The sequence below is a fragment of the Thermovibrio sp. genome, from assembly GCA_015488335.1.
Taxonomy (GTDB): Bacteria; Aquificota; Aquificia; order Desulfurobacteriales; family Desulfurobacteriaceae; genus Balnearium.
In genome coordinates, this window is record WFNZ01000022.1 from 1 (window position 1) to 14,293 (window position 14,293).

At 45.6% G+C, this 14,293-nt stretch carries 15 protein-coding genes; 13 read left to right on the forward strand and 2 right to left on the reverse strand.

What is annotated here, in order from left to right; genetic code table 11:
• Positions 1–222 precede the first annotated feature (222 nt).
• Together F8H35_RS02090 and purH are read right to left on the reverse strand one after the other, a co-directional pair.
• Positions 223–831, reverse strand: coding sequence for an FmdE family protein (locus F8H35_RS02090; protein ID WP_472571917.1), 609 nt, complete (start codon positions 829–831; stop codon positions 223–225).
• 39 nt (positions 832–870) lie between these two features.
• Positions 871–2,466, reverse strand: a complete 1,596-nt coding sequence (purH, locus tag F8H35_RS02095) for a bifunctional phosphoribosylaminoimidazolecarboxamide formyltransferase/IMP cyclohydrolase (RefSeq protein WP_472571918.1) — start codon at positions 2,464–2,466, stop codon at positions 871–873.
• Positions 2,467–2,532: 66 nt separating this feature from the next.
• On the opposite strand from purH, the gene F8H35_RS02100 reads away from it, so the two are divergent.
• The 13 genes from F8H35_RS02100 (at position 2,533) to F8H35_RS02160 (ending at position 14,293) form a co-directional block, all read left to right on the forward strand.
• Positions 2,533–3,390, forward strand: coding sequence for an SPFH domain-containing protein (locus F8H35_RS02100; RefSeq protein WP_472571919.1), 858 nt, complete (start codon positions 2,533–2,535; stop codon positions 3,388–3,390).
• Positions 3,380–3,817, forward strand: coding sequence for an NfeD family protein (locus F8H35_RS02105; RefSeq protein WP_472571920.1), 438 nt, complete (start codon positions 3,380–3,382; stop codon positions 3,815–3,817). The genes F8H35_RS02100 and F8H35_RS02105 overlap by 11 nt, the downstream gene beginning before the upstream one ends.
• Positions 3,810–4,898, forward strand: a complete 1,089-nt coding sequence (alr, locus tag F8H35_RS02110; protein WP_472571921.1) for an alanine racemase — start codon at positions 3,810–3,812, stop codon at positions 4,896–4,898. The genes F8H35_RS02105 and alr overlap by 8 nt, the downstream gene beginning before the upstream one ends.
• On the forward strand, positions 4,852–5,658 hold the full coding sequence (locus tag F8H35_RS02115; RefSeq protein WP_472571922.1) for a 50S ribosomal protein L11 methyltransferase: 807 nt from the start codon (positions 4,852–4,854) through the stop codon (positions 5,656–5,658). The genes alr and F8H35_RS02115 overlap by 47 nt, the downstream gene beginning before the upstream one ends.
• The gene (locus F8H35_RS02120; protein WP_472571923.1) at positions 5,631–6,491 is read left to right on the forward strand and encodes a PHP domain-containing protein; all 861 of its coding nucleotides are present in this window, start codon (positions 5,631–5,633) and stop codon (positions 6,489–6,491) included. Before F8H35_RS02115 ends, F8H35_RS02120 begins: the two co-directional genes overlap by 28 nt.
• 92 nt (positions 6,492–6,583) lie before the next feature.
• Complete coding sequence (locus tag F8H35_RS02125; protein WP_472571924.1) at positions 6,584–7,960, forward strand: multiheme c-type cytochrome; 1,377 nt, start codon at positions 6,584–6,586, stop codon at positions 7,958–7,960.
• A gap of 59 nt (positions 7,961–8,019) precedes the next feature.
• Positions 8,020–8,925: a tetratricopeptide repeat protein gene (locus F8H35_RS02130; protein WP_472571925.1), complete on the forward strand. Its 906-nt coding sequence runs from the start codon at positions 8,020–8,022 to the stop codon at positions 8,923–8,925.
• Positions 8,918–9,418: a tetratricopeptide repeat protein gene (locus F8H35_RS02135; RefSeq protein WP_472571926.1), complete on the forward strand. Its 501-nt coding sequence runs from the start codon at positions 8,918–8,920 to the stop codon at positions 9,416–9,418. Before F8H35_RS02130 ends, F8H35_RS02135 begins: the two co-directional genes overlap by 8 nt.
• Before the next feature lie 76 nt (positions 9,419–9,494).
• Positions 9,495–10,058, forward strand: coding sequence for a cytochrome c3 family protein (locus tag F8H35_RS02140; protein ID WP_472571927.1), 564 nt, complete (start codon positions 9,495–9,497; stop codon positions 10,056–10,058).
• 23 nt (positions 10,059–10,081) lie between these two features.
• The gene (locus F8H35_RS02145) at positions 10,082–10,498 is read left to right on the forward strand and encodes a hypothetical protein (RefSeq protein ID WP_472571928.1); all 417 of its coding nucleotides are present in this window, start codon (positions 10,082–10,084) and stop codon (positions 10,496–10,498) included.
• 15 nt (positions 10,499–10,513) lie between these two features.
• Positions 10,514–13,186, forward strand: a complete 2,673-nt coding sequence (locus F8H35_RS02150) for a molybdopterin-dependent oxidoreductase (RefSeq protein WP_472571929.1) — start codon at positions 10,514–10,516, stop codon at positions 13,184–13,186.
• Positions 13,187–13,266: 80 nt separating this feature from the next.
• Positions 13,267–13,638, forward strand: coding sequence for a chaperone NapD (locus F8H35_RS02155; RefSeq protein ID WP_472571930.1), 372 nt, complete (start codon positions 13,267–13,269; stop codon positions 13,636–13,638).
• Complete coding sequence (locus F8H35_RS02160; protein WP_472571931.1) at positions 13,616–14,293, forward strand: 4Fe-4S dicluster domain-containing protein; 678 nt, start codon at positions 13,616–13,618, stop codon at positions 14,291–14,293. The genes F8H35_RS02155 and F8H35_RS02160 overlap by 23 nt, the downstream gene beginning before the upstream one ends.

Sequence of the window (14,293 nt, forward strand, 5' to 3'; positions counted from 1 at the left end):
GGCTTCATCCGAAAGAAATAGATAAGATTTATAAAAATGACGAGGTATTGCTTTTAGTGAAAGAAGATGAATTGAAGGATATTGAGAAGATATTTATACCTGTTTCTCAGATTTTCTCTAAGTTAAAGATTCAAGAAGAACTTCTGGAAAGCTCTGATTAGGAAGAAAAAAGGAACTCCCTTCCTGAAATTTTAGGAAGGGAGCAAAGGTATAAAAGGAGAGTTAGCTCTCGTATCCTGAGCAGGGAATACAGACAAGTTTTCCGTCTTTCACTCTTAGAGCCTTTTCAAATGTCATCTCTCCGCAGATTGCACAGGGAACAGCCGTAAAGCAGCCAGGTTTAGACTCCATCTTGTACTCAAACACATCGCTGATGTCTAAAAAGGCCTCTGGAGGGATTGTGAGTATTTTGTCAAGCAATGGTTTTAAAACTTCAAATGGAATCTCCTGAGGGGGAATTCCTTTCTTCCTCATCTCAACAAATGGGGATTTCAGTGCTTGAGCGAAGAATTCAGGCTTCAGTGAAACCCTTACTGCCCTGTTTGTCTGCCTGTCTATCAGTGTAAAGGCCATTTTGTCCCAGTATCTCTTTTCAATGTTTGATTTACCGTAGGTGCACCCTGTTGCAACCATTACTCCGTCTAAAAAGCATCCTGCGGCGTGGCCTTTACCGGTTTCTGAGATTACGTGGAGCTCCTTATCCTGAGCCCTGTCAACGCCCAGAACTTCCATTGCTTTAAGGCCTGCCCTCAGTCCCATCGGCATTGCAGGGCACTTGTGTCCGTGGAACTTGAATCCGAACTCTAATAGCTCCTTTAATTTCTCGTCCATTGAATCCTCCATTTCGCAGTTTGACGAAATTATACAACTTTAGTGTCTGAAGTGCCTAATTCCTGTGAACACCATTGCCATTCCGTGCTCGTTGGCAGCCTCTATAACCTCTTTATCCCTTATTGAGCCACCGGGCTGGATTACTGCAGTTACTCCAACCTTTGCGGCCTCGTCTATGCTGTCTCTAAAAGGGAAGAATGCCTCAGAAGCCAGAACGGAGCCGGAAAGATCTAATCCCATCAGCTTTGCCTTTTCTGCTGCGCAGCGGGCTGAGTCAACCCGGGATGTCTGGCCTACTCCGATTCCAACTGCCACCTTGTCTTTTGCGTAAACAACGGAGTTTGATTTAACCCACTTAACAACCTTAAAGGCAAAGAGGAGGTCTTCCCACTCTTTCTCTGTAGGCTCCCTGTCTGTTACAACTTTCAGCTTTTCGGGGTCAACGGTTATAAGGTCTCTGTCCTGAACCAAAAGGCCTCCAACAACCCTCCTGTAGTCAAAGGGAGAGTCCTGACCTCTCCTCTCAATTCCCGTTAAGCCTTTTGTTGTTAGAACCCTCAGGTTCTTCTTTGTTTTAAGAATCTCAAGGGCTTCCTCGTCGTAGTCTGGGGCTATTATGCACTCGTAGAACCTCTCTGTTATCAGCCTTGCAGCTTCCGGTGAGACCTTTGTGTTGAAGGCGATGATTCCGCCGAAGGCTGAGAGGGGGTCAACTTTTAGGGCTTTCTCGTAGGCCTCTTCAGGGGTTTCTCCAAGTGCCACTCCACAGGGATTTGCGTGCTTTATGATTGCGCAGGCTGTTCCCTCTTTTTTAGGGTCAAACTCTAAGACGAGATTGAGAGCTCCGTCTAAATCGTAGATGTTGTTGAAGGAAAGTTCCTTTTCGCCGTGGAGCTTTTCAGCCCTTGTTACGCAGGGCTCTTTAACGAAAACCTCTCTGTAGAAAGCTCCTCTCTGGTGGGGGTTCTCTCCGTATCTTAAGTCCTGAACTTTCTCAAATGTGATTGTTAGAGGGTTGCGGAGCTCCCTGCACGAAACCTGATTTCCCTCCTCATCTATGCTGAAGAGGTAGTCTGAGATAAGGGCGTCGTAGTGGGCTGTAAGGTTAAAGGCTTTCCTTGCAAGGTAGAAGCGGGTTTTAAGAGAAATCTCTCCGGTGTTTTTAAGCTCCTCAACTATTTTTTCGTAGTCTGAAGGGTCTGTTACGATTGCAACGTGTTTAAAGTTTTTTGCTGCAGCCCTTACCATCGTTGGGCCGCCGATGTCTATGTTCTCAATTATCTCGTCTAAATCGGCTCCTCTTGCAACAGTTTCCTTGAACGGGTAGAGGTTGACAACAACCATGTCTATCGGCTCTATCTCAAGCTCTTTCATCGCCTGAAGGTGCTCGTCCTTAGACCTGTCTGCAAGTATTCCACCGTGGACTTTCGGGTGGAGCGTTTTAACTCTCCCCTCCATAATTTCCGGGAAACCTGTAAGGTCTGAGATTTCTCTTACGGGAATTCCACTTTCTTTAAGGAGTTTTGCCGTTCCTCCTGTTGAAACAATCTCAACTCCAAGCTCAGAAAGGGCTTTTGCAAAATCAACAATTCCCGTTTTATCTGAAACGGAGATGAGAGCTCTAACAGGTCTCATACCTCTTTCCTCCTTTAATCCTTTTTGGCTTGGCCAATTGTATAATACGGCAAAAGGAGGTGGCCTTTGGAAAACATTATTCCTCTGCTGATAGTCCTTTTAGTTTTTCTCATCATTCTAATAGCGGCCTCTGTGAAGATCGTTCCGCAAAAAGAGGCTTGGATAGTTGAGAGGTTAGGAAAATACCACAGGACTTTAACGGCAGGCCTCCACTTTATTGTTCCCTTTATAGACAGGATAAGGGCAAAGGTGAGCCTTAAAGAGCAGGTTCTTGACATTCCAAAGCAGGAAGTGATTACTAAAGACAACGTTGTTGTTCGGATTGACGCCGTCTGCTACTTTACGGTTGTTAAGCCTGAAGATGCCGTTTACAACATTGAGAACCTTGAGTATGCAATCGTTCAAACGGTTCAGACAAACCTGAGGGATATTGTTGGAAGTATGGAGCTTGACGAGATTCTCTCCTCCCGCGAGAAGATAAACGCAAGGATTAAAGAGGTTCTTCAGGGAGCCTCATCTACCTGGGGAATTCTCATTAACAGGGTTGAGGTGAAGGAGATTGAGCCTCCGGCAAACATCGTTCAGGCTATGAGCATGCTGATAGAAGCCGACAGGAAGAAGAGGGCGATGATTACAGAAGCTGAAGGTAAGAAGAAAGCTGCAGAGCTTGAAGCAGAAGGTTATAAGCTTGCAAAGTGGCAGGAGGCTGAGGCTATAGAGAGAATTGGTCAGGCTCAGGCCAACGCCATAAGGAGCGTATCTGAAGCCGTTGGAAGCCCTGAACTTGCAGGAAAGCTCTTAATTGGAAACGACTACGTTAAGTCTGTTGAGAAGGTGGCAAATTCACAGAACAGCAAGGTGGTTCTCCTGCCGCCCTCTGTTGAGAGCCTTCTGGAGCTCCTTGGGAGGAAGCGTGAGTCTTAACCCGGGAGCTCTCTCGGTAATCGCCGGCGTTCTTCTCCTCGTTGTAGAGGCTCTGGCCTTTACCTCTTACATCTTTCCTATAGGAGCTGGCCTCATAGCTGCCGGGTTTGTCTACCTGTTTTATCCCTCTTTCTGGGCTTCTCTTTTAACCTTTGCGGTTGTCTGTGCCTTTTTTTACTGGATTTCCTTTAAGTATATAAATAGGATAAAAGGAGCCCGGGACATCTTAGAGGAGCTCTCATCTCAGGAAGGCGTGGTTATAAAGAAGATTGACGACTTTACCTACGAAATCCGCTTTCCCTTAGGAGCTGCCGGAGAGGAGGTGTGGAACGCATATTCAGAAGGAGAGCTCCGCTACGGTGATAAGGTTAAGGTCACTGGAATAAAGGGAAACAAGCTGATAGTTAAAAAGGTGGCAGATGCTTAGGTGGGCTGAGGTTCACCTTGAAAGGTTGCTTCTGAACTACAAAACAGTAAAAAAACTTTGCCGGAAGCAGGTTTACGCCGTTGTTAAGGCGAACGCCTACGGCCACGGAAGCAGAGAGGTGGCAACTTTCCTTGAAAAAAATAGTGACGTTTACGGCTTTGCCGTTGCAACGTATGAGGAAGGAGCCTGTTTAAGGGAGGCAGGCGTTAAGAGGCCAATTTTGGTAATGTCCTCAACCCTTGAGGAGGGAAGGGAGTTTTTGAAAGATTACGACCTCACTCCCGTTGTTTACGACTTTACAGAGCTCCGCCTGGCAAAAGAGTTAAACGTTCCTTTCCACGTAAAGGTTGACACGGGAATGGGAAGGCTGGGATTTTTAGAGGAAGAATGGGGGGAGCTCCTTTCAGAACTTAAAGGTCTTCCCGTTGCTGGGGTTATGACCCACTTCTCCTCTGCCGATGAAGATGAGGAGTTTACACTCTGCCAGCTTAAAAAGTTTGAAAGTTTTGTCTCCATTCTGAAAAGAGAATTTCCACACATAGAAATCCACGCAGAGAACAGTGCAGCAGCCCTCTACAGGTTCAACAACTTCTTAACCCACTGTAGAGTTGGCCTTGCACTCTACGGCGTTCCGCCTGAAGAAGGGTATCCGGAGCTCCACCAGGTTATGGAGGTAAAAGCGAAGGTTCTGACTGTGAAAGAGCTCCCGCCGAACTATCCCGTTTCCTACTCTAAAACCTACAGAACTAAAGGAAGAGAGAAAGTTGCAGTTATCAGCTTCGGGTATGCAGACGGCTACCCGAGGGAGCTCTCAAACAGAGGCGAGGTTCTGATAAAGGGGAAGATGTGCCCTGTAAGGGGCAGGGTCTGTATGGACATGACAGTTGTTTCAGTTGACAGAGTTAGTGCAGAAAAAGGGGATGTTGCAACCCTTTACGGAGATGGCATTACTTTTAAATCCGTTGCTGAAAAGATAGGTAAAATTCCCTACGAGCTCATGTGTTCAATAAGCCCAAGGGTTGAGAGGGTCTACTTTGGACTACAAAAGTGTAACGCTGAAAGTGCCGCAGGAACAGTTTGACTTAGTTGTTGACAGGCTCTTTGAAGAGGGAGCTCTGGGAACAGAAGTTCTAAAAGAGGGGAAGGAAATTCTATTTAAGGTTTACGCTCCGGCGGATTTTACAGTTCCTCAGGATTTAAAGAGGTTTGTTCTATCTGAAACAGAGCTTGAGGATAGGGATTGGAACTCGGAGTGGAAGAAATACTACAAGCCAGTAAAGGTTTCTGAGAGAATCTGGGTAGTTCCCTCGTGGGAGAAGGGGACGTTTAAGGAGCCTGAAGGGGCGATAGTTATCTACATCTACCCGGGAAGGGGTTTCGGAACGGGAACTCACGAAACAACCCGTTTAGTTATGAGATTCATGGAAGAGGTTTTAAAGCCGGGAGTTTCGTTCTTAGACGTTGGAACGGGAAGCGGAATCCTCTCAATTCTTGCTAAGAAGCTTGGAGCTGGAAAAGTTGTTGCCTGCGACGTTCAGGAAAGGGTTGATAAAGAGGTTGAGAGGAACGCTGAGCTGAGTGGAGTTTCCGGAATAGAGTTTGTTCAGGGAAGCGTTGACAGGGTGAACGGAACCTTTGACGTTGTTGTTGCAAACATAGAAAAGCACCTCCTTACGCCGCTCCTTGAGGAAATTTACAGGAAGACAAAAAAAACTGCTGTTTTCTCAGGGATCCTTAAGAGCCAGCGGGAGGAGTTCTTAAAGGAGCTTGAGAGGGTGGGGTTTAAACCGGTTTCCGAGAGAGGAGAAGGAGAATGGATAGCTTTCTTGTGCAGAAAGTAGATCTCCACTGCCACTCAACTGCTTCAGACGGGACTCTAACTCCCTCAGAGTTGGTTGAGCTGGCTGTAGAAAAAGGTATCTCCTACATAGCACTTACAGACCATGACACGGTTAGCGGTTTAGACGAGGCTGTTTCAAAGGGAGAAGAGTTAGGTGTAAACGTTATTCCCGGAATAGAGGTTACTGCTGACACTTCGTTTTTGGGGGAGGGAAAGAGGGAGCTCCACATCCTCGGCTACTACTTCAACCCGAATTCAGACGCAATGAGGCAGCTGACAGAGTTTTTTAGGAGCTCCCGCGTTAAGAGAAACAGGGAGCTCTGCGGGAAATTAGAAGAGCTTGGTTACCCTATTGACTATAATAGTATAGTAAGCAGGTATGGTGAGAATTTCGGGAAACCCAACATAGCAAGGGTTTTAATGGATTTAGGCTATTACAAAGATAGAGAGTCGGCGATAGACTTTCTCTCCTCTTTAGGTGTAAAACGGGAAAAGATGAACTATAGGGAAATTTTCCACTTAATAAGAGAAGCAGGGGGAATACCTGTTATAGCTCATCCTGTAAGCACAAAGCTCAATTACGGTGAACTCTACTGCTTTTTGAAAGAAGCAAAAGAGAGCGGCTTAGGGGGAGTTGAGGTTTACCACTACAGACATAAACCTGCTGATGTAAGGATTTTCAAGGAGATGGCAGGGGAGCTCTCCCTTTTTGTTACCGGAGGTTCTGATTTCCATGGAAAGAACAAGCCCTGTATCTCCTTAGGTTTTCTCAACTTGACAGTAAGTGAAGTTTCTCTACCCTTAGACTGTTCCACCACGATAAGAAAAACTTAATATTTCAAACAAACAATTAGCTTGACATTTAAAATATTAGCGGCTAAAATTTCCTATTAGAAACAACACCACTTTTAGCGAAGGAGGGAAACATGAAGGGGAAGCTCAGTAAGCTTCGCACAGGGCTGCTTGCTGTAACCTTCGCTGCTGCAGCAGTGATTGGTCTTAATACTACCGATTCTCAAGCAGCCCTGAGAAACATTTCCAAAGAATCTCAAGCGTGCCTTGGCTGTCACAAGGGAATGAACCCTGCCCTTGTTCAGCAGTGGGCAACCAGCAAGCACGCAGACGCTGGCGTTGGCTGTTACGAGTGTCACATGGCCAACAAAGGCGACAAAGACGCCTTCCAGCACTTCGGTTTCACAATCTCCACAATCGTTTCTCCCCTTGACTGTGGAAAGTGTCACCCAACAGAAGCTAAGGAATTTACACAGTCCTACCACGCAGATGCTGCTCACTTCGTAGGTTCTCTTGACAACGTTCTCGGTAGGATTGTTGAGGGTGAGCCTCTCTTCAACTTAGGTTGTGCACAGTGTCACGGTAGAACAATTCCAGTTAAGAACGGAATGCCCGTTCTCGGTCCATGGCCAAACGAAGGTGTAGGTAGAATCAACCCCGATGGTTCCAAGGGTAACTGTTCTGCTTGCCACTACAGGCACAGCTTCAGCCTTAAGCAGGTTCGTGAGCCTGACACATGTGGTAAGTGTCACCAAGGTCCAGACCATCCACAGATTGAGATCTGGGAGCTCTCCAAGCACGGTATTGCTTACAAGGCTCACCTTTCTGAGATTGAGCCGACACTTGACAGGGCTAAGTGGGTTCTCGGTGAGGACTACTACCAGGCTCCAAACTGTGTAACCTGCCACATGGGTGCTTCTGTAACAGGAGCTAAGGCTACACACGACGTTGGAGCAAGGCTCTCCTGGACACTCCGTCCACCAATCTCCAAGCACAAGCCAAACTGGCAGGCTAAGCGTGCTGAGATGAAGAAAGTTTGTGCTGCCTGCCACCAGAGGGTATGGGTAGAAGGCTTCTACTACCAGTTTGATAACCTTGTAAACCTCTACAACGAGAAGTTTGCTAAGCCTGCGGCTGCTATTATGAAGTTCCTCAGGAGCAGGCACCTCATTGACCCAACACCTTTCAACGAGAAGATTGAGTGGGACTACTTCCTCCTCTGGCACCATGAAGGACGTAGGGCACGCCACGGTGCTGCTATGATGGCTCCCGACTGGACACACTGGCACGGTCTCTTCCTTGTTGCTAAAAACTTCTACTTTGACCTCATTCCAGATGCAGATAAGATCGTTAGAGAGAAAGGAACAAGGGCTGATAAGAGAGCCTGGGCTGAGTTCAAGAGGAAGCTCTTCAGCAGTCCTGAACACAAGTGGTTCAAGGGTATGCCCAAGTCTGAACTCAGGAAGATTGCTGAGTTCTATGCTAAGCGCTACGGTGAAACTGCTCAGTAATTTCAATAAGGGGGAGCTCCGTCTCCCCCTTTCATCAATATTCCCCCCTGGAGGTTATCTTGAAAAAGCTGCTAATCGTCCTTTTAATAGCCACTTTGTCTGTCTCTCCGTCATTAAAGGCGAAAGAGGCAAAATTTGAAAAAGATGTTGAAAAGAAGATTACCTGTCCTGCAGACTTCTTAAAAAATCCTCCTGTTTACTTCTACTGCATCTATCGGGATTACCATAACCATAAATATGATGCTGGAATTAAAAAGGCTAAGAAAGCACTAAAAGAAATAGGACCTTTATTAAGGAAAAATCCAAACGGAATAGTTCCAAATGCGGTTCAAAAAGATGCGAAACTTAGAGATCCACATGTAAAAAGTGTAGCATCTGATTTACATCTTCTATTAGGAATGCTTTATTATCAAAAATCTATGAATCTACAAGATACTTCTGTTAAAAAGGTCTATACTGACTTTTACGATAAGTTAGAAAAGGAAGGATTTGACTTTTTCCAGATAAGTGAGCTTATGAATCTTTACAGTAAAAAGAAATTGTTTCCTGATGCTTTTACCAAAAAAGATGAAAAGAAATATACAGAACTCCTGAAAAAAATGGGAGTAAAAGAGAGTGATTTAGATAAATTGACAGCTGAAGCTCAGAAGGAGTCTGATAAATTAGAACAGGAGAGAATGGCCTATTTAAGGAAAGCTGTTGAAGAGTTCAAAAAATCAGTTGAAGTGGACCCTGATAATGCTATAGCTTATTACCAACTTGGTAACTTATATAGTGGAGTTTTAAGTGAGGGAGCTCCCCAGGACTCCGAAGCAGCAGAAGAGGCCTACTACAGAGCTGCTATCCTTTTGAAAAAACAGGGAGACATTTCAGGATATAAAGAAGTTGTGAAAAGGCTGGAGCTCCTCAATCCAAAGTCAAAGTATCTGAAACTCTTGCAGGGGAAGAAAGGAAAAGATGCGTAAAGGGGTTTTCTCCTTAATTTTAGCCTCTGTTTTAGCTTCATGTGGAACAGACAAGAAAAATGTCTCTTATACTCCACCGCTCCAGTCCCAACCTTCTCCACTTGAGCAGAAGATCTCTGAGGGAGCATCACAGGAGCTCCCCGTTACATCACCCGTTAACCCGGAAAAGTTAGACCTCTGCACCCGCCACCTCCTTTTTGCAGACCAGTACATAACAGCTTCAGACTACCCTGAGGCAGCAGATGAGATAAAAGAGGCAGAGAAATACTGTAAACCTGGTGACCCGAGGCTCCTCTACATGGAAGCCGTTATGGCCGATATAAACGAAAACAGAAAGAAAGCCTATGAGCTTTACTACCAGGCTGCTAAAGGGTATATAAAGAAAGGGGACCTTGACAGTGCCTTTAAGTGCTATTCCGGAATGATATCCATAAACCCCAACGGTAAGGAGATCAAAGAGCTAAAGCCCTATTTTGAGGATGATAACTATTGAAAAATGAATAGATTTTAGTTAGAATTGTATTGCTCCATAAGAAATTTCTTATAAATTCAGCTGCAAGGGGGTGGAAGTGACGGAGAAGACAAAAGCCTTTATAGTAGGTGGGATTGTAGGCATCGTCATTGCTGGAGTGGGAGCTCTCATCTCTGCCCAGATGATTGAGAACACTGCTGAGCCAGAGTTCTGCGGTTCCTGTCACGAGATGAAACCCATGTTTGAGGCATGGGAAACAGGCCCACACGGTCCACTTGGAAACAAGAGAGGAGCCATTAGAGCAGGCTGTGCCGACTGCCATTTGCCCCACACCAGTGTTCTTGCTTATTTAATTAATAAAGCAAAATTCGGAACTAACGACGCTATTGCCCACTATTTTAAAGGTGGCTATGCAGACGATCTTGAGCACTGGATTGAAAAGAGAAAAGAAAGAGAACACTACGTTTTTGTCTCAAACTGTGAACGCTGCCACGTTCATCTTCCAGACAACGTTATGCACGAGAAACTCAAGTCTGGGGAAATTAAGGGAGACTGTCTTACCTGCCACTGGTACGTTGGCCACGGATTTAACTTTGAGGAGAAGTTAAAGGAGTTTTTCAGCAAAAAAGGAGTAAAATCTAAAGAAGAAGGGCACGAATAGAACACTTATAGGGGAGGTGCAAAGTGAAGGCAAAGACACTATCACTGCTTGCCGGCCTGATGATAGCCGGAAGCGGGCTGGCAATGGCAGACCAGCACCCTGTTCCACCAAACGTGATTGCTCAATTGCCGCCTCAACAACAACAATGTAGGGTATGCCATCAAAAAGTAACTCCGAAAATTTATCAACAGTGGGCACACTCAAGGCACGGTATAAACAACGTCCGCTGCTTCCAGTGTCACGGAACGTTTAGTGACTTCCACAAGGTTCCACCTATTACAAAGTGTATGGCCTGCCACTACCAGGAAGTTGTTACTATGCAACAGAAGAAGCCTGGAGCAAAGTGCTGGGACTGCCACGAAGCTCACATCTTTGAGTTCCACGGCAACGGTGTAAAGAACATTAAAACAGCAAAAGACTTTAACCCACAACAGTACTAATTAAAGGAGGGCACGATGGGAATTGGAAGGAGAGATTTCCTCAAAAAGAGTGCTGCTCTAACGGCAGCATCTCTTGTGGGGATTAACCTTAAGATAAAGTCTGACGGAGTAACCCTCGGAGAGTCTGCTTCTGCAGGCGAAAACCTTATGAGGGTTCCTGAAGAGGTTAAAAGGTCACCTGCCTTTAAGAAAGAGGGAGGATACACCTGGGTAAGGGGTGTATGCCGTTTCTGCGGAACAGGTTGTAAGGTATGGTTAGGTTTCAAGGATGGTAAGCCTGCAGTTATAAGGGGTGAGAAGAACTCTGCCATCAACTTTGGTTTCCTCTGTATGAAAGGAATGCTTTTCTACAAGATCTTCAGGCACCCAGACAGGCTTACACAGCCCCTCTACAGGAAGAGCAAGAAGGAACCCTTCAAGCCAATCTCCTGGGAGAAGGCCTACGAGATTATCGCCGATGAGATGATCAAGGCTATTAAGAAGGGCGAGTGGACACCTTTTGGTTGGTCTGGAATTGCCTACTACGGTTCTGGACAGGCTTTAACAGAGGAGACATACCTCTTCCAGAAGCTCTTCAGGTGCATTGGAACAAACCACGTTGAGGGTAACCCAAGGCTCTGTATGGCATCTGCCGTTGGTGGATACCTTACATCCTACGGTACAGACGAGCCTGCTGGTGGATACGCAGACTTTGACAAGGCTCAAACTGTTTTCATCATCGGTTCAAACACAGCTGAGTGTCACCCGATCCTCTACCGTCGTATCATGCACAACAAGCTGAAAAACCCCGGCGGTTATATGGTAATCAACGTTGACCCAAGGGTTTCACCAACATCTAAGATTGCAGACATCCACATGCAGTTTAAGCCTGGAACAGACCTTGCTCTTCTTAACGCTATTGCTCACGTAATAGTTTACGAAGGTCTTTACAATAAAGATTTTGTTAACAAGTATTGTGCATTCCACATCTACACTAAGGGTAAAGACAAGAATCCTCTATTAGGACATCAAGTTTCTTTTGAAGAATACAAAAGATTCCTTGCCAGGTACACACCAGAATATGCAGCTCAAATCTGCGGTGGAAACATCACTCCCGATATGATTAGAAAAGTTGCAAGGCGCTTTGCCACAACGAGAACTGTCTCCATCTGGACAATGGGTCTCAACCAAAGGACGAGAGGTGTTTGGGTTAACAACCTTGTTACAAACCTTCACCTCTTAACAGGTAACATCTGTAAAGACGGTGCAGATGCCCTTTCACTTACAGGTCAGCCAAACGCCTGTGGTGGTGTTCGTGAAGGTGGTGGACTCTGTCACATTCTTCCAGGTCACAGGCTTGTTAAGAATAAAGCAGATAGAGAAGGACTTGAGAAAATCTGGGGAGTTCCAAAAGGAACAATTCCTCCAAAACCTGGTTATCATACTGTTAAGATGTTTGCTGCTATTACTTACAGTGAGAGAGACAAGAAGAGATTCCCCGGTCTTAAGCCAATTCACTTTATCTGGGTAGAAGAAACTACACCCATGCAATCTCTTCCAAACGTTGGCCATTACAGGAAAGGTTTTGAAAGAGAAGATGTTTTTGTAGTTGTTAACGAGATATTCCCAACGAGAACTACTCAATTTGCAAACCTGATTCTTCCTACTCCGTTCCACTTTGAGAAGACTGGTGTTTACGGATGTACAGAGCGTCGTTCACAGTTAACTCCTGTTGCAGTTAAAGCTCCCGGTATGTGTAAGCCTGAGCTCCAAATTATCGTTGAATTTGCCCAGGTTCTTGCTAAGAAGCTTAGAAGAGAACGTGACCCAAGGCTTCGTGCAAGAGCCCACACAGTTTACCAGTGTGTAGCTCCGTTTATTGAGGCTGCTAAGAAAGACCCATGGTGGACGCTGGCTAAAGAGGTCTGGAGTGAATACGCTGGAAAAGTTACCAAGGGAAGGGATAACGACCTTTCCGGTGCGACTTACGAAGTTCTTCTCGCTAGACCAGATGGTGTTCAGTGGCCTGCACCAACAGTAGAAATTGCTATGAAAGGTGGAACCCTCAGAAGGTTCGTTGTAGGAAAAGACCCGCTTGCTACAGAGTTTGTAGAGAAACATCCAGAATATAAGGGCTGGAGAGTTGTTGATTATGGACATCTCCATAATCTTCCTACATTACCTCCAGAGAGCCGGGCAAGGTTCTGGATCTGGCTCAGACCTTACAAAGGACCTGCTGAGCCGCCAGATGCTGAATATCCGTTCTACCTCTCAACGGGTAGGGTTATTGACATGTGGCACTCCGGTTCTATGACCGGTCGTGTTCCAGAGCTTGCTTCTGACTATCCGTATGCATGGGTTGAGGTTAACCCGAAAGATGCTCAACGCCTCGGAATTAACCCAGGTGATCTTGTTCTCGTTGAGACACGCCGTGGTAGGAACATCCTTCCTGCAAGGATCTCAACAGACGAAGGACCTATGGAAGGAATGGTTTTCGTCTACTGGTATGACCAGGAAAAACACAGAATGATTAACTTCTGCACACTGGATGCTTATGACCCAGGTTCTAAGCAGCCCGAGTTCAAGATCTGTGCATGCCGCATCAAGAAGTATGCTCCTGCTAAGCCTCTCAAGCAGTTCCTCGTTAAGCTTGTTAAGGTTAAGGGTGGATATCTCCACAACGTTGAAATTGACCGCAGTGAATACTAATTTCTTGAGGAGGGGTTTTTCCCCTCCTTTTTTTCCTCCCATATTTATCTGATTTTCAGAATAAAATAGAGAGGTATATTATGCCTATAGTTAGTTGTATTGTTACAACTCTACCTGAAGAGGGTAAGACTGTTGAGAAAAAACTTCTTGAAATACCAGGAGTGGAAGTTTATGGCGGTGGACTGAAAGAAGAAGAAAATGCTTATCACATTGTAATTGTCCTTGATGCGGAGCGTTATTCGGATTTAGAAGAAATTGAAAGAAGGATAAAAGAAATAGACGGCATCCTTCAAATGGCTGTTGTTGAAGCCCACTTTTTGGAAGAGTTTGAAAAGATAGAAGAAGGGGAGATTTATCCCATAAATCCGTTTAGAGGGCTTAGAAAAGCGGAAAAAGAGGCGGAGAGAGCCTGGCTTGGAGAAGATGAAAATGGAGAAAAGGAAGTCCACTGAAAGCAGGAGAAAATTCTTAAAAGTTTCCCTGGGAGCTTTCCTCTCTGGAGCTCTCACATCCTGCGACCTCTCAAGGTTTAAAAACCCAAAAACAATGGTTAAATCCCCCATCGGTCCAAACGTTCTCCGTCCTCCCGGCGCCGTTCCAGAGGAACACTTTGCCCAGAAGTGTATCAGGTGCGGAAGGTGTGGAGAGGTCTGCCCTTACCACTGCATAAAGTATTTTGACGTTAAAACAGGCGGGGTTTTCTCAGGAACTCCATACGTCAACGTTATGGAAAAGCCCTGTTATCTCTGTATGAAGTGTGTTTACGTTTGCCCCACCGGTTCTCTCGTTCCCTGTGCTAAGGAAGATGTCCGGATGGGGGTTGCCGTAATCAACAGGCAGATATGCGTTACCTGGCAGCAGCAGAAAACTGGACTCATGTGTAAAACCTGTTTTGATGTTTGCCCTTTTGCCGGAGTTGCGATAAAGATTGACCACGACTTCAGACCTTACATCGTTGAGGAAAACTGCACTGGTTGTGGAATCTGCGCCTACTCCTGCATAGCCGACACCTGGTACGAAAACAAAGGGAAAAAGGCAATAACTATAATGCCGATTAAGTGGAAGAAGATTAAAGAGATAAAACTGGAAGATATTAAGAAATCGTAA

Coding starts and splice junctions, on each gene's coding strand:
- F8H35_RS02090 (WP_472571917.1), bottom strand. CDS start 831: ATGGACGAGAAATTAAAGGAGCTATTAGAGTTCGGATTCAAGTTCCAC.
- purH (WP_472571918.1), bottom strand. CDS start 2,466: ATGAGACCTGTTAGAGCTCTCATCTCCGTTTCAGATAAAACGGGAATT.
- alr (WP_472571921.1), top strand. CDS start 3,810: ATGCTTAGGTGGGCTGAGGTTCACCTTGAAAGGTTGCTTCTGAACTAC.
- F8H35_RS02120 (WP_472571923.1), top strand. CDS start 5,631: ATGGATAGCTTTCTTGTGCAGAAAGTAGATCTCCACTGCCACTCAACT.
- F8H35_RS02125 (WP_472571924.1), top strand. CDS start 6,584: ATGAAGGGGAAGCTCAGTAAGCTTCGCACAGGGCTGCTTGCTGTAACC.
- F8H35_RS02135 (WP_472571926.1), top strand. CDS start 8,918: ATGCGTAAAGGGGTTTTCTCCTTAATTTTAGCCTCTGTTTTAGCTTCA.
- F8H35_RS02150 (WP_472571929.1), top strand. CDS start 10,514: ATGGGAATTGGAAGGAGAGATTTCCTCAAAAAGAGTGCTGCTCTAACG.
- F8H35_RS02155 (WP_472571930.1), top strand. CDS start 13,267: ATGCCTATAGTTAGTTGTATTGTTACAACTCTACCTGAAGAGGGTAAG.
- F8H35_RS02160 (WP_472571931.1), top strand. CDS start 13,616: ATGGAGAAAAGGAAGTCCACTGAAAGCAGGAGAAAATTCTTAAAAGTT.